The organism is Pseudomonas sp. BF-R-19 (assembly GCF_019956445.1).
Lineage (GTDB): Bacteria > Pseudomonadota > Gammaproteobacteria > Pseudomonadales > Pseudomonadaceae > Aquipseudomonas > Aquipseudomonas fluorescens_BH.
On record NZ_JAHBDN010000067.1, the window covers coordinates 25,061 to 44,879 of the forward strand.

The window sequence follows — 19,819 nt, forward strand, 5'->3', positions numbered from 1 at the left end:
GGCTAACTCTTTGCCCATCCAACAAATAGATGGTTCCTACATTGCAGCGCGCTGAAGACTACGCAGGAGGGCTATTACCAAAGAATTCTTCGTCAGAAAACGTTACGTAGTCCGCAACACTCTTTCATACATGCCCCCCTCTCTTTTCGTACTAGTTGCATTCCTCCCGCTCCGCCTGCTCGCTAAATTGCGGTCTACCAAGCAGTCCGGCCATACCTGCACAGAACTGCGCTCACTCTCTACCTGACTATCGAATACATGAACAAGACGCCAATGACCCTGCGCACTGCACGCTTATCCACGGAATCCCTGCGTTACCTGTATTGCGAGCCATGCCAACGGTCTTTTATCCGGGAATTTCAATGAAAGACATCAAGAAGATACTTTTGAAGCAGGTACGCCGCTTGACCCATGCGGGCATCGGTGCATGCGCCCTGTTATGGACCGCGCAGGCTCTCGCTGACGGCATGGTGCCCGATACCTCAGTGGTTATCGTCAATGAAGCCAACGGGGAAACCGCTGTATCGGTGACCAATACCGACGCCAGCCTGGCACTGCTACACGTCACCATCGAAGACATTCCCGAAGATGCCGAGTCACTGGTGTTCGTGACGCCGCCACTGGCGCGCGTTGAAGCCTCCAAAACGCAATTGGTGCGTTTTATCCTGCAGTCGGAAAAACCCCTGCTCACACAGCGTTTGAAGCGGGTGATCTTTGAAGGCATCCCCCAGAACAAGCCGGCCGCCGAAGCCGGGCATGCCCGTGTGGGCGTGACGGTGCGCCAGAACCTGCCGATCATCCTTCACCCCGCAGGCCTGGCGCCCAACCGCACACCGTGGACCGATCTGAAATGGTCGCTGCAGGATGGTCAACTGACCGTACGCAACGAAACACCTTATGTCGTGCGACTGGCTCAGGAAGTACAACTGCTGCCCTCCGGCAACGCTGCGATGCTCCCGCGGACCTACGTACTGCCCGGTGACCAGATCAGCGTTTCGGTTTCTGCAAAGGCTGCCGCCCAGGTTCGAATTCATCCGGCGACCGTCTATGGCTTTGCGGTGCCAGCCTATGACGCACCGCTCGCCCTCTAGCCAGCATCCATAGCGCCCTGCATAGAAAGGCAGGCGTCGAGTTCTCAACGTGACGGCCAACTTTGCCGTTGCCACATGTGTGACGGGAACCGTAGCGGATCACGCCGGCACCCGGACAGAACCCAAGTGAACCTCATGAACACCGTATTGAAATACCGTGATGGCAAAGCCATGCCTGCGATTCGGTCGGCCAGCACGTACCCTTATCCGTCGCGAGTCCGGACCGGCATGGTTTTGCTGCTGGGCAACGTGCTGACAGGGCTCCAGGCCAATGCCAAAGACCTCAATGCAGCTGCGTTGCCTGCTTCGTTCGACCAGAAAATGCTGAGTCAACGCGGTATCGACCCCAGTCTCGCAACCCAACTGCTGGCCGCACCGAACTTCACCGCTGGCCGACACCCGATCACCCTCACGGTCAATGGCCTGCGCCGTGGCCGGGTCGACGTCACGTTCAACCGGGAGGGCGACCTGTGCGTTGACCGTGCCCTGCTCGATGCGGCGAACCTGAGCGAGCCATCGGTTCCGGCCAACGACAAAGGCTGTTTCGATGTACTCGCCACCTGGCCGCAAGCCCGAATCGAACAGGACCCGGCCAACCTCGGCCTGTCCCTGATCGTGCCCACCCAGGGGATACGTCCGGTGGTCCGGGATATCTCCGGTTATCAAACCGGCGGTGTTGCCGGGCTGTTCAACTACGACGTCAACAGCCTTCACAGCCAATACGGCGATCAATCGAACCGCTACCTCTCGGCCAATACCGAAGTCGGTTTCAATGCCGGAGACTGGATTGTGCGCAGTCGTCAGGTGCATACCTGGAATAACGATGAGTCGCGTAGCGCTCACCTGGCAGCTTACGCCCAGCGCACTTTTGCCAGCCATGAGACTGTGTTTCAAGCAGGCCAGATCAATCTCTACAACCCGGTACTTTCCGGTGCGCAGATTACCGGCGTGCAGGTCATGACCGAGCAGGCGCTCCAGGTCGAAGGCCGAGGCAATCCCATCGAAGGGATAGCCCGCAGCCAGGCCCGGATCGAAATTCGTCAGAAGGGTTCGCTGATCCACTCGACAGTGGTGCCGGCAGGACCGTTTTCCCTGAGTGACGTGCGTCGGCTCGACAGTCGCTCCGATGTTGAAGTCACCGTCAAGGAAGCGGATGGCAGCGAGCAACGCTTCACGGTCCCTGTCGCCATGCTCGGTATTGGCCTGCCAACGCCCGGCTTTTCCCTGGCCGCCGGCCAGGTACGCAATCTCGGCGGTGCACAGAGCGACGAACCCTGGGTGATCAGCGGTGGCTGGAGCGCAGCACTCAATCCGAATGTCCTGCTCAGCACCGGCGCCACGGGCGCCGCCGACTACCGCGCTGCGGGCGCCGGCCTGAGTGTGCTGCCAGGGCCCGCCACACAGATCCAGACCACCCTGCAAGCGGCCGATACGAGTACCCGCCAGGTCGGCAGAGGGCTTCAGGCCGACCTGAATGTTTCGCAGCGCCTGGGTGAGCAGTGGTCGATCACTGCCGGAACCTCGCACCGGACCTTCGGCTATCACGAACTGTCCGAAGCGGTGTTCGATACTCAATCAGAACGCAGCCAGTCGCGTTACCGCGATCAGCAGAGCCTGTCGCTGGCCTGGTCACATCCCGGGTTTGGCGCGTTCAGCAGCGGCTTCAATCACTCAACGACATTTAACGGACAAAACAGCAGCCGCGCCCTGGCGTCCTGGGGCACGCAGATCGGTGGTGTATCTGTGTCGGCCAGCGCGCAATGGCAAGTCAGCGGCACCCAACGCAACGACGACAGCGTTTACCTGAGCTTGAGCATTCCACTGGGTGAAAGTCGCCGGGCGCGCACCTGGCTACGCAGTGCCGCTGGCGAATACCGCAGCGGTGTCGGCTTGAACGAACAGGTCAACGACCAGTTGAGTTACCGGGTCGGTGTCGAGCACGACACACGAGACAAACAAGTGCAGTCCTCGGCGGGGGTTTCCCTGCTGCCGCGCTACAGCCAACTGGACGTGAACTACACCCGTTCCGATGCCGAACGCTCCAGCTACCAGGTGGGCGCCCGTGGCGGCGTCGTGCTGCACGGCGATGGCTTGACGTTGTCGCCATACCCCGTACGGGACACCTTCGCGCTGCTCTCGGTTGGCGACGAAAGCGCGATCAAGGTCTCGACCCCCAGCGGTCCGGTCTGGACTGACTGGCAAGGTCACGCCGTGGTTCCTCAATTAAGCGCCTATGGCCGCAGTCCGGTAGAAGTCGACACCCGCTCGCTGCCACGCAACCTCGATATCAACAACGGACTGGCCGTGGTTTCCGCCGGGCGTGGAGCCGTCGACAAAGTCCACTTCGGCGTCGCATTGACTCGACGCGCCCTGCTCAAAGTCACCACGGACAACGGCCTACCCCTGCCCCGCGACGCGACGGTCAGCACCGCAAACGGTGAGTTCGTCACGCTCGCCCAGGAAGGCGGACTGGTGTTCCTGCCCAACGCCCTCGACACCCCTGACCTGTGGATAACCGCACCGGGGCTCGAGCGTTGCGAACTGCGTTTCGAACTGCCGGCCAAGGCCAATGCCCAGGTGTATTACGAGACCGCCGCCGCCCAGTGCAGGGCCCTTTGAGGATGACCCCCATGAAGCTGTCTCACCCGCTGCTGTTGGTATTCGGCACCTTGATGTCGAACGTGCTTGCGCCACAGGCCTGGGCGTTCGCCGATGAGTGCCAACTCACCCTGAGTCAGCCGGTCGTTGACTACGGCGTCGTGAATCGGGCGCTTCACACCCCTGCCTCCCAGGAGCTGACCCTGGGAGTGCAGCGGTTGAGCCTGAACCTGAGCTGCAGCCAACCCGCTGACATGACCCTGTTCTACCGCGCCATCGCCGCGACCGCCGAGCGCTTTCGCTTTGCCGAACACGGCAGCTATGCCCTGCGCATGAGTGAGGCCCAGCTCGATGGGCAAGCAGTGGACCTGGGCCTGATTTCCGCCGTCGGCCAAGTACCCGAAGAAACCGCTCCGAGTCTGCTTTGGCGACCACAGCAAGCACTGGTTCCGGTTCGGGGCGGTGTGGCGGTGCAAGGTCAAAGCCTGTCGGCGCAACTGGAGCTGACGGCCTGGGCGCAGGAAAAAGCCTTGCAGGTACGTGATGCCGTGGTCTGGGAAGCCAGCGGTCTGTTCGACGCGGTCGCTATTGGCCGCTCAAGGGAAACAACCCTGCGCGCCAGTTTCGCGCCCACCGCGTGCAACGTTGAATTGTCCAATGGCGGCCAGGTGGATTTCGGCCAGCTATCGAAAAACGATCTGAACCCCGACAAGAGCACCCGGCTGCCTCCCAAGGATCTAACCCTGCGGGTTGACTGCGATGCCCCTGCGAAATTTGCCCTGGTCATGCATGACAACCGCCCAGGCACGGCAACGGTCAACAGCGAGATTTACTACGGGCTGAACTTGGATAACCACGGCAACAAGATTGGCCTGTACTCGTTGAATGTCGATCCCGCCAACGCCAGCGCGGACAGTTTTGCCCGTGTGTACCGGACCGACTCCACCACCCAGGGCGTGGCCTGGAGCAGCTCCAGTTCGAACCCCATACCGATCGCCGGGAAAAGCTACCTGGGCTTTACCGACAGTGCCGCCAGCACCGCCGGCCCGGCCTGGATCCAGAACCTCACCACCACGGTGACGGTCGATGCCGTCATCGCCCCCACCACAAGCCTGGACCTGAGCACCGCCGTTCACCTCGACGGCTCAGGGACGATCGAAATTCTTTACCCGTAACACCCATCCGACCTTGTGGAATACGCGGTGCAATCTCGCGCCCCGGGCCATTCAAGGTCAACAACAGCAAGGAAGTTTCACCGATGAAAAAGTACTTCGCAGCACTCACCACAACAGCACTGATCAGTGCTGCACCTTTTGCTCTCGCAGCATCGACCGCCGAACTGACGGTTACAGGCCTCATCACGCCAGTCGCTTGCACACCGACCTTTTCCGGCGGCGGTGTCATTGATCTCGGCAAGATCTCGTCATCAGACCTTAAGCCAACCAGCAATACGCTGGTTGGGACACATCCGATTCAACTGGTCATAAACTGTGATGCTGCAACCAAGCTCGCACTGAATCCAATCGACAATCAAGACGGTACATCAGTTGGTGACTGGTTTGGTCTTGGTCTGACCCCTGACGACGAACCGTTGGGCTTCTTTTTCCCCAAAGTCGTGCAAGTCAAAGAAGGGGCAACTGCGCTGGACGCAATCAAATCAAACGACGGCGGAGCAACCTGGGTGAAAGCAGCCGATGCTCAAGCGGGATATCTTCTGTCCGTTGCCGCTACAGCCGGCACCGCACCGATTGAGGCAAAAGATGTCACCTTTGATTTCGAGGTCGACACCTACATCGCCCGCGCCGACTCACTGACCCTGGACGACGAAGTCACCATTGATGGCTCCGCAACGTTCGAAGTGAAATACCTCTAAGGGCCAGGGCGCTGAACCGTTCGCTGCCTGTATGAACGAGCGGTTCAGCACCTATACCTTCTTCTCAAAAAGGAATTTACCGATGAAGCGTATCCCTATGACCGTGACTGTCGCGCTAATGGTGAGCGCGGCGACTTGCGCCCTGGCGGCGTCTACCGTGGACCTGACAGTCAACGGCATCATCACTCCGGTCGCCTGCACCCCGATCTTTTCCAACAACGGTCTTGTCGACTACGGAAAAATCTCCCGGCAGGACCTGAACGTCGACAAAAGGACGCAACTGCGTGACGAGTCCCTCGACCTCAACATCAGCTGCAACACAGCTGTCCGTTTTGCATTGAAAATGCGCGACAACCGCGAAGGCTCGGCCATCGTCAACAGTGAGATCTACTATGGTCTGAACTACGACCGAAGCGGCAACAGGATCGGTCTGCATTCGCTGTACTTCGATCCCGCCAGCACCGTAGTGGACGCTGTGCCGCAGGTGTATCGAACCGACTCCACCACCGCAGGGCGGGCGTGGAGCCTGTCCCGCTCCAACTCCATACCGATTGCCGCCAGAAGCTATCTGGGTTTCACCGATGTGGCGGGCAGCACCGCCGGTCCCGTCGCGATCAGGAACCTGAGCAGTCGGGTCACTCTCGTCACCATCATTGCCCCCACCTCAACGCTGGACCTGAGTGACGATGCAATACTCGACGGTTCCGCGACCCTGGAGATTGTCTATTTATAGGCGTGCGTCACGGCTGAATTTTCTCACTCTCGACCTGCACATACAGCGCTCGCCCGGCACCCAGTCCGGCGATGATCGCACCCAGGCCGATAACGCCGAAGATCCAGCCCACCGCCGTCCAGCCGCCGGTCCAGTCATGCACGATACCGACTGCGAACGGCCCCATGGACGCCAACGTGTAACCGAAGCCCTGGGCCATGCTCGACAGGTTCGCCGCGACATGAGAGTCCCGCGAGCGCAGCACGATCAGGGTCAATGCCAGACTGAACGTGGCACCCTGCCCCAGCCCCAGCACGATCGCCCAGCCCCACAAGCCGTCGATCGGCGCATACAGACAACCGAACAGACCACCCAGGGTCAGCGCCATCACGATCACGATCGCCAGGCGTTGATCCTTGCCGCGTGTCGCCAGCCATGGCGCGGCCAGGGAGCTGACCAGTTGCACGATTACCGATCCCGACAGCACCAGGCCGGCCTGGGTCGGGCTCAGCCCGCGACCGATCAGGATCGACGGCAACCAGCCGAACACGATGTAGGCCAGGGACGATTGCAGGCCCATGTACAAGGTCACCTGCCAGGCCAGCGGGTCACGCAATAATCCGCGGACGCGGTAGGCGACGTTGTGCGAACCGTGCTTCTGGCCGACTTGCGGCAACCAGAACAGCGCGGCGACCAATGCCGGAATGACCCAGAAGCCCAGGCCCAGCGCCCAGCTTTTATCGAAATGCTCACTGAGTGGCACGGTCGCACCCGCCGCCATCGCCGCGCCCAGGCACAGGGCCATGGTGTAGACGCCGGTCATGGTCCCGGCCTGTTTCGGGAAATCGCGCTTGACGATGCCTGGCAGCAACACGCCGATCACGCCGATGCTGGCACCGGCGAGCACGCTGCCGGCAAACAAACCGATCTCGCCAAACGAACTGCGCAGGATGATCCCGCCAGCCAGGGTCAGCAGAATGCCCAGCACCACCCGCTCGGCACCGAAACGACGCGCCAGCACCGGCGCCAATGGCGCAAACAGGCCTAGGCAAAGCACCGGCAGCGTCGTCAGCAAACCGGCCTGCGATGCAGACAAGCCAAGGGACTTCGACACTTCGCTGAGCATCGGCGCCATGCTCGACAGCGCCGGACGCAGGTTCAGCGCTACCAGAACCAGGCCCAGCAGCAACAGCCACGGCCGGCGTAGAACCGGGTGGGTTTGCTGGACCTGTTCGTCATCGGCTTCGGCGTCGATCAGCAGTTCTTCCAGCTCGGCCGAACGTTTCGGGGCTGTGGATAGATCACTGCGCGGCATCGGCTTATCGGTTTCAAGGTTCATTGATCAACTGCCTCGACAGGGATTTGGCACGCTCAGGGTCGCGTTGTTCGACGGCATCGAGCAATTCGATGTGCAGGTCGAACACTTCCTGACGGCGCGGGACGATGCTCAGGGTCTGGCGCAATTGCGCGCCAACGATGCTGGAGAAATAGCGATACAACTCGCTGAGGGTCGGGTTGTGCGCGGCGTCCACCAGACGGCGGTGGAACACCAGATCGCAGGCGATGTAGGTATCGAGATCGCCGTGATAATGACTGCCGCTGACACCCAGCGCCTCGCGCAATGCCACCAGGTCTTCATCGGTGCGGCGCATGGCAGCCAGGCCAATGGCCTCGACTTCGAGGATGTGCCGGGTTTCCCGGGCCTGCTCAAGGGAGCAACGGGACAGCGCCTTCAAGGTATCGAGCGGATCGACCACTGCCCGCAGGTAACTGCCATCGCCCTGACGGATTTCGATCAACCCGGAAAACGCCAGCACGCGCATGGCTTCGCGCACGGTGTTGCGGCTGATGCCCAGCTCGGCGGACAACTCAGGCTCGGTGGGCAAACGCTGGCCCACGACCCAGGTGCCCTGGTTGATGCGCAGGCGCAGCTGGTCAAGGGCCTGATCGACCAGGGATCGTTTCACTAAAGGAGAGCTTTCTGACATTGGTTTCATCCTTTCATCCAATCATAGGATGAATTTTCTGACATGTTAGTCAGTACCCTCCAGAGGGGCAACTGCATAACGGCTGGAGCGGTGAGCCTAAATCCTGTGGGAGCGGGCTTGCTCGCGAAGACGGTGGCACATCCCACATCAATGTGAATGACACACTGCCTTCGCGAGCAAGCCCGCTCCCACAGGGTTTTGCATTCGGACGTTAAATCGCAGGCAAAAATAAACCCGGAACTCAGTCCGGGTTTATTTCAGTGCCTGGGTTCGATCAATGCAGGATCTGGCTCAGGAACAGCTTGGTGCGTTCATTCTGCGGCTTGTCGAAGAAGTCGTTCGGTGCAGCCTGTTCGACGATTTCGCCCTTGTCCATGAAGATCACGCGGTTGGCCACGGTGCGGGCGAAGCCCATTTCGTGGGTCACGCAGAGCATGGTCATGCCGTCTTCGGCCAGGCCGATCATGGTGTCCAGTACCTCTTTCACCATCTCCGGGTCGAGTGCCGAGGTCGGTTCGTCGAACAGCATGATCTTCGGCTTCATGCACAGCGCACGAGCGATCGCCACACGCTGTTGCTGACCGCCGGACAGTTGCCCCGGGTACTTGTGCGCCTGCTCCGGAATGCGTACGCGTTCCAGGTAGTGCATGGCAATTTCCTCGGCCTTGCGCTTGGGCAGCTTGCGTACCCACATCGGCGCCAGGGTGCAGTTCTGCAAGATGGTCAGGTGCGGGAACAGGTTGAAGTGCTGGAACACCATGCCGACTTCACGACGGATCGCTTCGATCTGCTTGAGGTCGTTGGTCAGTTCCACGCCATCGACCACGATGCGGCCCTGCTGGTGCTCTTCCAGACGGTTGAGGCAGCGGATGGTGGTGGATTTGCCGGAACCCGACGGGCCGCACAGGACGATACGCTCGCCCTGCTTGACGTTGAGGTTGATGTCCTTGAGTACGTGAAACTGGCCGTACCACTTGTTCACGCCCTGCATCTGAATAATGCCTTCAGGGCTCACAGGCTGTTTGATTGCTTCGCTCATCACAAAACTTCCTAAATTAGGTAGCGACTTAGCGCTTGTGGCCAGTGTCGAGCTTGCGTTCCAGATGCATGGAATAGCGCGACATACCAAAACAGAAAATCCAGAACACCAGGGCGGCGAACACATAGCCTTCGGTGGCCATGCCCAGCCATTTCGGGTCGGCGGCGGCTTGCTTGACGCTGTTGAGCAGGTCGAACAGACCGATGATGATCACCAGGCTCGTGTCCTTGAACAGCGCAATGAAGGTGTTGACGATGCCGGGGATCACCAGCTTCAGGGCTTGCGGCAGAATCACCAGGCCCATGCTGCGCCAGTAACCCAGGCCCATCGCTGCAGCTGCTTCGTACTGACCTTTGGGAATCGCTTGCAGACCGCCGCGCACCACTTCAGCCACGTAGGCCGACTGGAACAGGATCACGCCGATCAACGCCCGCAGCAGCTTGTCGAAGTTCATGCCTTCAGGCAGGAACAACGGCAGCATCACCGAGGACATGAACAGCACCGTGATCAACGGCACACCGCGCCAGAACTCGATGAAGGTCACGCAGACCACCCGAATCGCTGGCATGTTCGAACGACGGCCCAGTGCCAGGACGATGCCCAGTGGCAACGCACCGGCGATGCCGACGGTGGCGATCACCAGGGTCAGCATCAGGCCGCCCCACTGGCTGGTCGCCACGGCGTCCAGACCCAATACGCCGCCATGCAGCAGGCACCAGGCAATGATCGGGTACAGCACCAGGAAGCTCAGCCCGTACACCGCCTTATGGTGAAAGCGCGAGATGAACAACGGCGCCACGCCGACAATCGCCAGCCACACCGTCAGGTCCACGCGCCAGCGCAGTACCGGCGGGTAGTAGCCGTACATGAACTGGCCGAAACGCTGCTGGATGAACACCCAGCAGGCGCCCTCCCTGGTGCAGTCGGCCTGGCTGGTGCCGACCCAGTTGGCATCAAGGATCGCCCACTGCAGGATCGGCGGTACCACCAGGTAGATGAGGTAGAACGCGAACAGGGTCAGCAAGGTGTTGAGCCAGCTGGAGAACATGTTCGCGCGCATCCACGCCACCACACCGATGCTGCGGTTCGGTGGCGGCATGTCAGGTTTGAAAGTATGAGTACTCATGCGCTTTTCCTTACCGCTCGATCAGCGCAATGCGCTTGTTGTACCAGTTCATCAGCAGGGAAATGCTGATACTGATCGCCAGGTACACGCTCATGGTGATGGCAATCACCTCGATCGCCTGGCCGGTCTGGTTGAGCACGGTCCCGGCAAACAGCGAGACCATTTCCGGATAACCGATACCGGCCGCCAGCGAGGAGTTCTTCGCCAGGTTCAGGTATTGGCTGGTCAGCGGTGGAATGATCACGCGCAGGGCTTGCGGAATGATCACCTTGCGCAGGGTCGGACCGTTGCGCAGTCCGAGGGAATGCGCCGCTTCGGTCTGGCCATGGCTGACCGACTTGATGCCCGAACGCACGATCTCGGCGATGAACGCCGCGGTGTACACGGTGAGGGCCAGGGTCAGCGCCAGCAGTTCCGGGATCAACACCCAGCCACCGACGAAGTTGAAGCCTTGCAGCTTCGGCATTTCCCAGTGCACCGGTGCGCCGAAAATCAGCGCGCACAGCGCAGGGATGACCAGGAACATCGCCAGGCCAACCCAGAACTTGTGGAACGGCACACCGGTGGCTTCGAAGCGCTTGGTGGCCCAGCGGCTCATCAGCACGATGGCGACGATGGCGACTACAACGCTGGTCACAAACGGCCAGAAACCGTCCGCCATCAATGCCGCCGGCATGTTCAGGCCACGGCTGCTGACAAAGAAGGTGTCGCCGAAGTTATGACTGTTACGCGGCCCCGGCATGGTCAGGAACACCGCGAAGTACCAGAACAGGATCTGCAGCAGAGGCGGAATGTTGCGGAAGACTTCCACATACACCGTCGCCAGCTTGGCGATGATCCAGTTCTTCGACAGCCGCGCCACACCGACGACGAAACCCAGGATCGTCGCCAGGATCACGCCGATGAAGGTCACCAACAGGGTGTTGAGCAGGCCGATGACAAACACCCGGGCGTATGTGTCCGCTTCGGTGTAGTCGATCAGGTGTTGAGCGATGCCGAAACCGGCACTGCGCTCCAGAAAGTCGAAACCGGAGGTAATACCCCGGTGTTGCAGGTTGGTCTGGGTGTTATCGAACAGATACCAGCCCAGCGAGACCACCGCGATAATCGTGATGATCTGGAATACCCAAGCACGCACGCGTGGATCGCTGAGGCTGAGCCTCTGCTTTGGTGCGCCGATTGAATTTTGCATGAAGTGCCCCGGAAATAATGGAACAGAACATCACCCGGTGGTTGGCCCACCGGGTGATAGAACCATCAGCGCACTGGTGGTGCGTATTGAATGCCGCCAGCGTTCCACAGAGCGTTCAGCCCGCGGTCGATTTCCAGCGGAGTGCCCTTGCCGAGGTTTTTCTCGAACACTTCGCCGTAGTTGCCGACTTGCTTGATGATCTGCACGACCCAGTCTTTCTTCACTTTCAGGTCTTTGCCGTATTCACCGTCGGTACCCAGCAGACGGGCAACGTCAGGGTTCTTGGTGCCCTTGGCTTCGGCTTCGACGTTCTTCGAAGTGATGCCGGCTTCTTCAGCGTTGAGCATGGCGTAGCCAGTCCAGCGCACGATGGCCAGCCACTCGTCGTCGCCATTACGCACGACCGGGCCCAGAGGTTCCTTGGAAATGGTTTCCGGCAGAACCACGTAGTCTTTCGGCGAAGCCAGCTTGCTGCGCTGGGCGAACAGCTGGGATTTGTCCGAGGTCAGTACGTCGCAACGACCGGATTCCAGCGACTTGGCGCTTTCGTCGGAGGTGTCGAAGGTGATCGGGGTGTATTTCAGGCCGTTGCCGCGGAAGTAGTCGGAAACGTTCAGTTCGGTAGTGGTACCGGCCTGGATGCAGATGGTTGCACCGTCCAGTTCCTTGGCGCTCTTGACGCCCAGCTTGTTGTTTACCAGGAAGCCGATGCCGTCGTAGTAGGTAATGAAGCCCGGGAATTTCAGGCCCATGCCCGCATCACGAGAGCTGGTCATGGTGGTGTTGCGCGACAGAATGTCGATTTCGCCGGATTGCAGCGCGGTGAAGCGCTCCTTGGCGTTCAACTGGCTGAACTTGACCTTGGTCGCGTCGCCGAAGACAGCCGCCGCCACTGCACGGCAGTAGTCAGCATCGATACCCACGATCTTGCCGGTGGAATCCGGAACCGAGAAGCCTGGCAGACCATCGCTGACGCCACACTGCACGAAACCTTTCTTCATCACTGCATCCAGGGTTGCGCCCGCCTGGGCAAACCCGCTGACACCGAGTACCGCGGCTGCAGTCACGATAGCCAGGGTGGATTTCAACATCTTCATTCAAACCTCCAGTTTTGCTCTTGTTGTGTCGGAGCGTGAGTCCTGTCGCACCCTTTTGAGGCGTAGTCGACCCGTGTTGGCTTGTTTTGGGGTCAACCGACGTAAGACGTTAGCTATGAGTCTAGTAGGAGAAAATCCACATCATGGATTACTCACTTCTCACCAATCGGCCGAACGGGCTGTAGCCCTTTCACGTTCGCGAAGCCCCGTATCGGCCTGTGGCGAACATCCATCACCGGATTCTTTTCAATCCCACTAATAACCTTGGCCTGATAGTGTTACCGAGAGGCGTGGGATTTTTCATACAGACTTCGCCATAGCAAAGCCCGTACCACACCGCTCGCCGAAGCAGTTCAACTGCAGGTCAATAGCAAAACTTGTAACCTTGCGACATCTTCGTAACAGATCAACCAGACGCGCACTCACCCCTCGCACTCAATGAGAGCGCACGCACATTTTTGGAGCAGCCATGACCAACCCCTTGATTCTTCAACCCGTCAAGACCGCAGATGCCTGCGTTATCTGGCTGCACGGCCTGGGTGCCGATCGCTATGACTTTCTGCCAGTGGCCGAAGCCCTGCAGGAAACCCTGTTGAGCACCCGCTTTGTTTTGCCCCAGGCACCGAACCGCGCCGTGACCATCAACGGCGGTTACGAGATGCCGAGCTGGTACGACATATTGGCCATGAGCCCGGCGCGCGCGATCAATCGCGAGCAACTGGAAGAGTCGACCAACTGGATCATCGAACTGATCGAAACGCAGAAGGCCAGCGGAATAGACGCCTCGCGGATCTTCCTCGCAGGTTTTTCCCAGGGCGGTGCCGTGGTTTTCCACACCGCGTTTCTGAAATGGCAGGGACCGTTGGGTGGCGTAGTTGCCCTATCTACTTATGCACCGACCTTCAGCGACGAACTGCAACTGTCCGCCAGCCAGCAGCGCATTCCGGTGCTGTCGATGCACGGCCAGTACGATGATGTGGTGCAAAACTCGATGGGGCGCAGCGCCTACGAGCATTTGAAGCTGCGTGGTGTCACCGTGACATGGCAGGAGTACCCAATGGGTCACGAAGTGTTACCCGAAGAAATTCGCGACATCGGCGTCTGGCTCGCCGAGCGCTTGCGTTAAGCATTTCTGTTTAAAAGCGCCCTTTGATCCATCCCACTACGCCGCGCCCGATTCTTGCATTACACTGGCCGGCGTACATTCCTTAACCAATTGATGAGATGACCGTGCTCAAAGCACTCAAGAAAATGTTCGGTAAAAGCGAGACTGAGCAACTCGCGCCAGTTCCCAGCCCTGCGTCTCACGCTCCCGGCCACCGCACCGACGGTAATCAATCTGAACGAGCCGCCACCACCGCGGCACCCAAGCATGAGCCGAAGACCCCAATAGCTGCCCAGCCTGCGGCGATAACAGCCCCGGAGCAGCCGCTCAGCGAAACGCCGAAACCCGCCAAACCGCGCCGCGAACCCAAGCCCAAGGCACCGGTCATCCCATGGAAACTCGAAGACTTCGTCGTCGAGCCCCAGGAAGGCAAGACCCGCTTCCACGATTTCAAACTCGCCCCGGAACTGATGCACGCCATCCAGGACCTGGGCTTCCCGTATTGCACGCCGATCCAGGCACAGGTGCTGGGCTTCACCCTCGCGGGCAAAGACGCCATCGGCCGCGCCCAGACCGGTACCGGCAAGACCGCTGCGTTCCTGGTCTCGATCATCACCCAGTTGCTGCAAACCCCGCCGCCGAAAGAGCGCTACATGGGTGAGCCACGGGCACTGATCATCGCGCCGACCCGCGAACTGGTGGTGCAGATCGCCAAGGACGCCGCCGACCTGACCAAGTACACCGGCCTCAACGTCATGACGTTCGTCGGTGGCATGGACTTCGACAAGCAGCTCAAGCACCTCGAAGCCCGTCACTGCGACATCCTCGTGGCCACGCCCGGCCGCCTGCTGGACTTCAACCAGCGCGGCGACGTGCACCTGGACATGGTCGAAGTGATGGTGCTGGACGAAGCCGACCGCATGCTCGACATGGGCTTCATCCCGCAAGTGCGCCAGATCATTCGCCAGACGCCGCCGAAGTCCGAGCGTCAGACGCTGCTGTTCTCCGCGACCTTCACCGAAGACGTGATGAACCTGGCCAAGCAATGGACCACCGACCCGTCGATCGTCGAGATCGAGTCGCAGAACGTGGCCAACGAAAACGTCGAGCAGCACATCTACGCGGTGGCCGCTGCCGACAAATACAAACTGCTCTACAACCTGGTCAACGACAATGGTTGGGAGCGGGTCATCGTGTTCGCCAACCGCAAGGATGAAGTGCGGCGCATCGAAGAACGCCTGGTGCGTGACGGCATCAACGCCGCGCAACTGTCCGGCGACGTGCCGCAGCACAAGCGCATCAAGACCCTCGAAGGCTTCCGCGAAGGCAAGATCCGCGTACTGGTCGCCACCGATGTGGCCGGTCGCGGCATCCACATCGACGGCATCAGCCACGTGATCAACTTCACCCTGCCGGAAGTGCCGGACGACTACGTGCACCGCATCGGTCGTACCGGCCGTGCCGGCGCCGACGGTGTGTCCATCAGCTTTGCCGGTGAAGATGACTCCTACCAGCTACCGTCCATCGAGGAAAAGCTGGGGCGCAAGATCAGCTGTGAAACGCCACCGACGCATCTGTTGCGGGCCGTTGAACGCAAGCGTCCTCATTAAGCGACGCTGAAAAGACAAGCGCAGCCGGAAACGGACTGCGCTTTTTTTTCGCCCGGCTTTTTTCAACAGGAGCTTGCCAGAGATATCTAAAAGTCCATAATGGACAAATTAGTTTACTTCCAGCTCCGGAGCCGACCATGTCCAGTACGCCCCAAGTGATCCCCCAAGCCCAGGCTCGCGAGCTACTGGCGCAGGTCGATGTGCCGCAGATCCTGCGCAAACTGTTCCGCGACCTGGCCGTCGGGCAAGCCGTACAACCGGCGCAGCAACTGGTGGAGTTTCCACAGGGCGCCGGCGACTTCATCAACTACCTGGGTGTGCTGGCCGAAGATGGCGTGTACGGGATCAAGACGTCGCCATACATCGTCCGTGAACAAGGGCCGCTGGTGACGGCGTGGACGCTGCTGATGTCGATGCAAACCGGCCAGCCGCTGTTGCTGTGCGATGCCGGCGAACTGACCACGGCACGCACCGCTGCGACCACCGCCGTGGCGGTTGATGCACTCGCGCCGCTCAAGGCGAGTCGCCTGGCCATCATCGGCAGCGGCAAAGTGGCCCAGGCGCACCTGCATTACGTGAAAGGCCTGCGCGACTGGCAGAGCATCTGCCTGTACTCACCAAGCTTGAGCGAAGACGCCGAAACCGTGAGCCTGCTGAAAAACCTCGAGCCACGCCTGAACATCGTCGGCAGTCGCGAAGCTGCCGTTCAGGACGCCGACGTGATCATGCTCTGCACCTCGTCCGCCGGTCCGGTGATCGACCCATCGAGCTTGCGCAAACCGGCGTTGATCACCTCCATCAGCACCAACGCACCGCGTGCCCACGAAGTGCCGCCGCAGAGCCTCAACGACATGCAGGTGTTCTGCGACTATCGCCTGACCACCCCGGACTCGGCCGGTGAAATGCTGATCGCCGCCGAACGGCACGGCTGGGACAAGGGCGCGATTGTCGGCGACCTGCCTGACTTGCTCAGCGGAAAAGTCCTGCGTCCGGATTACGATCGCCATGTGTTTTTCCGCTCGATCGGCCTGGGCCTGGAAGACATTGCGCTGGCCAATGCGATCTATCGCCGACATCACTAACACCGCGAAACCTGTGGGAGCGGGCTTGCTCGCGAATAGGGTCCGACATTCACCTGCAATGTCGACTGTCACACCGCTTTCGCGAGCAAGCCCGCTCCCACAGGGGATCACCACAATTTCAGCATCGCACTTCACTGGAGACGTTCATGAGCCAGGCAGATTTCATCATCATCGGCGGCGGGATTGCCGGTGCTTCCACGGGTTTCTGGCTGTCGCAGCACGGCCGCGTGATCGTGCTCGAACGCGAATCCCATCCGGCCTATCACTCCACCGGCCGGTCGGCTGCGCTGTACACCGCAGCCTACGGCACCCCGCAAGTGCGGGCATTGACCCTGGCCAGCCGGGACTTCTTCGACAACCCGCCCAGCGGTTTCTGCGAACACCCGTTGCTGACTCCGCGCGGCGAAATGACCGTGGATTTCACCGGTGACCCGGACGAACTGCACAGGCAATACCAGAGCGCAAAAACCACGGTGCCGGAGATGCAATTGCTTGGCGTCGACGAGGCCTGCAAGCGGGTGCCGATCCTGCGCCGGGAAAAGGTCCACGGCGCCATCTACGACCCGACCGCCAGCGACATCGACACCGATGCCCTGCACCAGGGCTATTTGCGCGGTATCCGCCGCAACCAGGGCGAAGTGCATACCGACAGCGAAGTCGTCAGCCTGAACCGCGACGGCCAAGGTACATGGCACGTCCAGACCGGCAACCAGACCTTCAGCGCGCCGATCATCATCAACGCCGCCGGCGCCTGGGCCGACAAGATCGGTGAACTGGCCGGCGCCAAGCCGCTGGGCCTGCAACCCAAACGCCGTGCCGCATTCATCTTCGCCGGCCCCGAAGGCGTGGACATCCATCATTGGCCGATGCTGGTCAGCCTCGACGAATCCTTCTACATGAAACCCGACGCCGGGATGTTCCTCGGTTCGCCGGCCAACGCCGACCCGGTGGAACCCCACGATGTGCAGCCCGAAGAGCTGGACATCGCCATGGGCATCTACCAGATCGAAGAAGCCACGACCCTGACCATTCGCCGCCCGACCCGCACCTGGGCCGGCCTGCGCAGCTTCGTCAACGACGGCGACTTGCTGTCCGGCTTCGATCCACAGGTACCGGGGCTGTTCTGGGTCGCGGCACAAGGCGGTTATGGCATCCAGACCTCGCCCGCCATGGGCCAGGCCAGCGCGGCACTGGTGCGCGGCGCCGCATTGCCCGAGTCGCTCAGCCTTTTCGGCCTGAATGCCGAAATGCTCTCCCCTGCCCGCCTCGGCTGATCCTGATCCTCAGGTGACGTGCCCACACGAATACGGCACACTTTCAGCGCCCCTTTGATGGGGTGCTGACGCTGCCTGGAGTTCCACTGTATGAACGCCCCCGAAAAAGACTCGGTCCTGGACGACACGTCCCTGGATAACTTCCACGCGATTGCCGACGCCATCGCCACGTTGTTTTTCCCCCACGCCGAAGTGGTGCTGCACGACCTGCGCACGCAAAAGGTCGACTACATCGCCAACAACCTGTCCAAGCGGGAAATCGGCGACGACTCGGCGCTGGAAGACATGCTCAGCGACGATGTCAGCGAACGAAACATCGGGCCGTACGAAAAGCTCAACTGGGATGGTCAGAAGATTCGCAGCCTCAGCACGGTGCTACGGGACAGCGAAGATCGTCCACTGGCGGTGCTGTGCATCAACCTGAATATTTCGTTGTTCGAAAATGCCAAGGCCGCCCTGGACCTGTTCCTGTCCCCGACCAAGCTGATCCCGCAACCGGACTCACTGTTTCGCGATGACTGGCAGGAACGGATCAACACGTTCCTACACGCCTGGCTGCGCGAGCGCCAATTGAGCCTGAATCTGCTGACTCGCGACCACAAGCGGGAACTGGTGCTGGCGTTGCACGCCGAAGGCGCGTTCAAGGGCAAAAGCGCCTCGAACTATGTGGCCAATGTGCTGAACATGGGCCGGGCGACGGTGTACAAGCATTTGAAGGAATTGAAGGGCTGAGCCCTGAGATTTGCATTGCTTGAACTGGCCTCTTCGCGAGCAAGCCCGCTCCCACACTGGATCTTCGTCTTATGGAGATCAAATGTGGGAGCGGGCTTGCTCGCGAAAGCTATAGATCAGTCGCCGTAGATGTCCGACTTGAAATACTTGTCCGAAATCTTCTGATACTCACCACTGGCACGAATGCCATCAATGGCCGTGTTCAGCTCGCTGACCAGTTCGGTATTGCCCTTGCGCACTGCAATCCCGGCACCCTCGCCCACATACTTCGGATCTTTCAGCTCCGGCCCGACAAAGGCGTACCCCTTGCCACGCGGCATCGACAGGAAGTCATTCAGTGGAATGGTGTCGGCAAAAATCGCGTCGAGGCGACCGGCTGCCAGGTCCATGTAGATTTCTTCGTTGTTGCTGTAGCGCTTGACGTTGATGCCATTGGGCTCGAACACTTCGGTGGCGTAACGGTCGGTGGTGGTGGCACGCTGCACACCGACGTTCTTGCCCTTGAGGCTGGCGTACTGGTCATCCACCACCGCGCCATCCTTCATCACCAGGCGCGACGAAGTGAAATAGTACTTGTGGGTGAAGTCCACCGACTTCTTGCGGTCTTCATTGATGGTCATGGACGACAGCGCCATGTCGATTTTCTTCACCTTCAGGGAAGGAATCAGACCGTCGAACTCGCCTTCGACCCACACACACTTGGCCTTCATCTGTGCGCACAGGGCATTGCCGATGTCATAGTCGAAACCGACGATTTCGCCTTTGTCGGTTTTCGAGGCAAACGGTGGATACGCCGCTTCGATACCGATGCGCAGGGTTTTCTCGGCGGCGAACACAGAACTGCACGCCAACAGGCTCAGGGCCAGACCGGTGATGAGGGGGAACTTCTTCATGTTCGTTTTCTCGCGGTTGTTGTTGGTTTGGCAAGACAGAAGAAAAAGCTGAAACGGGTGGAAGCCTTTTTTGTACTTATAATTCCATACTGGACTTTTACGTATAAATCGTCAATGAGGCAAATGCAGCCCGTGCCGGCCGATGGTCGGGTGGTGGTTCTGCAAGGTATTGGGTGAGTCAGATGACCCCTTCGCGAGCAAGCCCGCTCCCACAGGGTTCTGTGTCGTACACAATGTTTATGTTCAACCAGATCCACTAATGAAATGGCTACCCCCGCCGCCCCCTGTGATCGCCCACTAAGCTTTCACAGGGGGCTTATCGGAGATCATTGCCATGAGCAAAGTAGCTATTGCCGCCATCGATCTGGGAAAACACACCTTTCATCTACATGCACAGGATGATCGTG

At 60.0% G+C, this 19,819-nt stretch carries 17 protein-coding genes; 10 read left to right on the forward strand and 7 right to left on the reverse strand.

Annotated elements, in window-relative coordinates; translation table 11 throughout:
- Positions 1-362 precede the first annotated feature (362 nt).
- The 5 genes from KGB28_RS19420 (at position 363) to KGB28_RS19440 (ending at position 6,295) form a co-directional block, all read left to right on the forward strand.
- The gene (locus KGB28_RS19420) at positions 363-1,091 is read left to right on the forward strand and encodes a fimbria/pilus chaperone family protein (RefSeq protein ID WP_223447192.1); all 729 of its coding nucleotides are present in this window, start codon (positions 363-365) and stop codon (positions 1,089-1,091) included.
- Between the two features lie 135 nt (positions 1,092-1,226).
- On the forward strand, positions 1,227-3,710 hold the full coding sequence (locus KGB28_RS19425) for a fimbria/pilus outer membrane usher protein (RefSeq protein WP_223447194.1): 2,484 nt from the start codon (positions 1,227-1,229) through the stop codon (positions 3,708-3,710).
- An 11-nt stretch (positions 3,711-3,721) separates the two neighbouring features.
- A complete protein-coding gene (locus tag KGB28_RS19430; protein ID WP_411740591.1) occupies positions 3,722-4,864 on the forward strand; it encodes a DUF1120 domain-containing protein in 1,143 nt (380 codons plus the stop codon).
- Between the two features lie 83 nt (positions 4,865-4,947).
- Entirely contained in the window at positions 4,948-5,562 is a 615-nt protein-coding gene (locus KGB28_RS19435; protein ID WP_223447196.1) for a DUF1120 domain-containing protein, read from the forward strand.
- A gap of 82 nt (positions 5,563-5,644) precedes the next feature.
- Positions 5,645-6,295: a DUF1120 domain-containing protein gene (locus tag KGB28_RS19440; RefSeq protein ID WP_223447198.1), complete on the forward strand. Its 651-nt coding sequence runs from the start codon at positions 5,645-5,647 to the stop codon at positions 6,293-6,295.
- A 7-nt stretch (positions 6,296-6,302) separates the two neighbouring features.
- Here the strand turns inward: KGB28_RS19440 and KGB28_RS19445 are convergent, their stop codons facing one another.
- The 6 genes from KGB28_RS19445 to KGB28_RS19470 all read right to left on the reverse strand — a co-directional run bounded on the left by KGB28_RS19445 (position 6,303) and on the right by KGB28_RS19470 (position 12,716).
- Positions 6,303-7,613 (reverse strand): CynX/NimT family MFS transporter, encoded by a 1,311-nt coding sequence (locus tag KGB28_RS19445; RefSeq protein WP_223447201.1) that lies wholly within the window; start codon positions 7,611-7,613, stop codon positions 6,303-6,305.
- Positions 7,603-8,262, reverse strand: a complete 660-nt coding sequence (locus KGB28_RS19450; protein WP_223447203.1) for a FadR/GntR family transcriptional regulator — start codon at positions 8,260-8,262, stop codon at positions 7,603-7,605. Before KGB28_RS19450 ends, KGB28_RS19445 begins: the two co-directional genes overlap by 11 nt.
- A gap of 274 nt (positions 8,263-8,536) precedes the next feature.
- Positions 8,537-9,301, reverse strand: coding sequence for an amino acid ABC transporter ATP-binding protein (locus KGB28_RS19455; RefSeq protein ID WP_223447205.1), 765 nt, complete (start codon positions 9,299-9,301; stop codon positions 8,537-8,539).
- A 28-nt stretch (positions 9,302-9,329) separates the two neighbouring features.
- Positions 9,330-10,427 carry an amino acid ABC transporter permease gene (locus KGB28_RS19460; protein ID WP_223447207.1) on the reverse strand — a complete coding sequence of 366 codons (1,098 nt, stop codon included), beginning with the start codon at positions 10,425-10,427 and terminating at the stop codon, positions 9,330-9,332.
- 10 nt (positions 10,428-10,437) lie between these two features.
- Positions 10,438-11,619 carry an amino acid ABC transporter permease gene (locus KGB28_RS19465; protein WP_223447209.1) on the reverse strand — a complete coding sequence of 394 codons (1,182 nt, stop codon included), beginning with the start codon at positions 11,617-11,619 and terminating at the stop codon, positions 10,438-10,440.
- 65 nt (positions 11,620-11,684) lie between these two features.
- A complete protein-coding gene (locus KGB28_RS19470; protein WP_046041975.1) occupies positions 11,685-12,716 on the reverse strand; it encodes an amino acid ABC transporter substrate-binding protein in 1,032 nt (343 codons plus the stop codon).
- 469 nt (positions 12,717-13,185) lie between these two features.
- Between KGB28_RS19470 and KGB28_RS19475 the strand changes: the two genes are divergently transcribed.
- From KGB28_RS19475 to KGB28_RS19495, 5 genes are all read left to right on the forward strand, one after another.
- Entirely contained in the window at positions 13,186-13,842 is a 657-nt protein-coding gene (locus KGB28_RS19475) for an alpha/beta hydrolase (RefSeq protein WP_151213857.1), read from the forward strand.
- 98 nt (positions 13,843-13,940) lie between these two features.
- A complete protein-coding gene (rhlB, locus tag KGB28_RS19480; RefSeq protein ID WP_223447211.1) occupies positions 13,941-15,431 on the forward strand; it encodes an ATP-dependent RNA helicase RhlB in 1,491 nt (496 codons plus the stop codon).
- A gap of 137 nt (positions 15,432-15,568) precedes the next feature.
- Positions 15,569-16,513 (forward strand): ornithine cyclodeaminase family protein, encoded by a 945-nt coding sequence (locus KGB28_RS19485; protein WP_223447213.1) that lies wholly within the window; start codon positions 15,569-15,571, stop codon positions 16,511-16,513.
- 146 nt (positions 16,514-16,659) lie between these two features.
- Entirely contained in the window at positions 16,660-17,787 is a 1,128-nt protein-coding gene (locus KGB28_RS19490; protein ID WP_223447215.1) for an NAD(P)/FAD-dependent oxidoreductase, read from the forward strand.
- 90 nt (positions 17,788-17,877) lie between these two features.
- Positions 17,878-18,519, forward strand: a complete 642-nt coding sequence (locus KGB28_RS19495; RefSeq protein WP_223447217.1) for a transcriptional regulator — start codon at positions 17,878-17,880, stop codon at positions 18,517-18,519.
- A gap of 116 nt (positions 18,520-18,635) precedes the next feature.
- On the opposite strand, the gene KGB28_RS19500 is transcribed toward KGB28_RS19495, so the two are convergent.
- The gene (locus KGB28_RS19500; RefSeq protein ID WP_223447218.1) at positions 18,636-19,412 is read right to left on the reverse strand and encodes an ABC transporter substrate-binding protein; all 777 of its coding nucleotides are present in this window, start codon (positions 19,410-19,412) and stop codon (positions 18,636-18,638) included.
- Between the last annotated feature and the right edge of the window lie 407 nt (positions 19,413-19,819).

Bases quoted from the DNA above. Each gene is read 5' to 3' on its own strand.
- KGB28_RS19420 (WP_223447192.1), top strand. From the start codon at position 363: ATGAAAGACATCAAGAAGATACTTTTGAAGCAGGTACGCCGCTTGACC.
- KGB28_RS19425 (WP_223447194.1), top strand. From the start codon at position 1,227: ATGAACACCGTATTGAAATACCGTGATGGCAAAGCCATGCCTGCGATT.
- KGB28_RS19430 (WP_411740591.1), top strand. From the start codon at position 3,722: ATGAAGCTGTCTCACCCGCTGCTGTTGGTATTCGGCACCTTGATGTCG.
- KGB28_RS19435 (WP_223447196.1), top strand. From the start codon at position 4,948: ATGAAAAAGTACTTCGCAGCACTCACCACAACAGCACTGATCAGTGCT.
- KGB28_RS19440 (WP_223447198.1), top strand. From the start codon at position 5,645: ATGAAGCGTATCCCTATGACCGTGACTGTCGCGCTAATGGTGAGCGCG.
- KGB28_RS19445 (WP_223447201.1), bottom strand. From the start codon at position 7,613: ATGAACCTTGAAACCGATAAGCCGATGCCGCGCAGTGATCTATCCACA.
- KGB28_RS19450 (WP_223447203.1), bottom strand. From the start codon at position 8,262: ATGTCAGAAAGCTCTCCTTTAGTGAAACGATCCCTGGTCGATCAGGCC.
- KGB28_RS19455 (WP_223447205.1), bottom strand. From the start codon at position 9,301: ATGAGCGAAGCAATCAAACAGCCTGTGAGCCCTGAAGGCATTATTCAG.
- KGB28_RS19460 (WP_223447207.1), bottom strand. From the start codon at position 10,427: ATGAGTACTCATACTTTCAAACCTGACATGCCGCCACCGAACCGCAGC.
- KGB28_RS19465 (WP_223447209.1), bottom strand. From the start codon at position 11,619: ATGCAAAATTCAATCGGCGCACCAAAGCAGAGGCTCAGCCTCAGCGAT.
- KGB28_RS19470 (WP_046041975.1), bottom strand. From the start codon at position 12,716: ATGAAGATGTTGAAATCCACCCTGGCTATCGTGACTGCAGCCGCGGTA.
- KGB28_RS19475 (WP_151213857.1), top strand. From the start codon at position 13,186: ATGACCAACCCCTTGATTCTTCAACCCGTCAAGACCGCAGATGCCTGC.
- rhlB (WP_223447211.1), top strand. From the start codon at position 13,941: ATGACCGTGCTCAAAGCACTCAAGAAAATGTTCGGTAAAAGCGAGACT.
- KGB28_RS19485 (WP_223447213.1), top strand. From the start codon at position 15,569: ATGTCCAGTACGCCCCAAGTGATCCCCCAAGCCCAGGCTCGCGAGCTA.
- KGB28_RS19490 (WP_223447215.1), top strand. From the start codon at position 16,660: ATGAGCCAGGCAGATTTCATCATCATCGGCGGCGGGATTGCCGGTGCT.
- KGB28_RS19495 (WP_223447217.1), top strand. From the start codon at position 17,878: ATGAACGCCCCCGAAAAAGACTCGGTCCTGGACGACACGTCCCTGGAT.
- KGB28_RS19500 (WP_223447218.1), bottom strand. From the start codon at position 19,412: ATGAAGAAGTTCCCCCTCATCACCGGTCTGGCCCTGAGCCTGTTGGCG.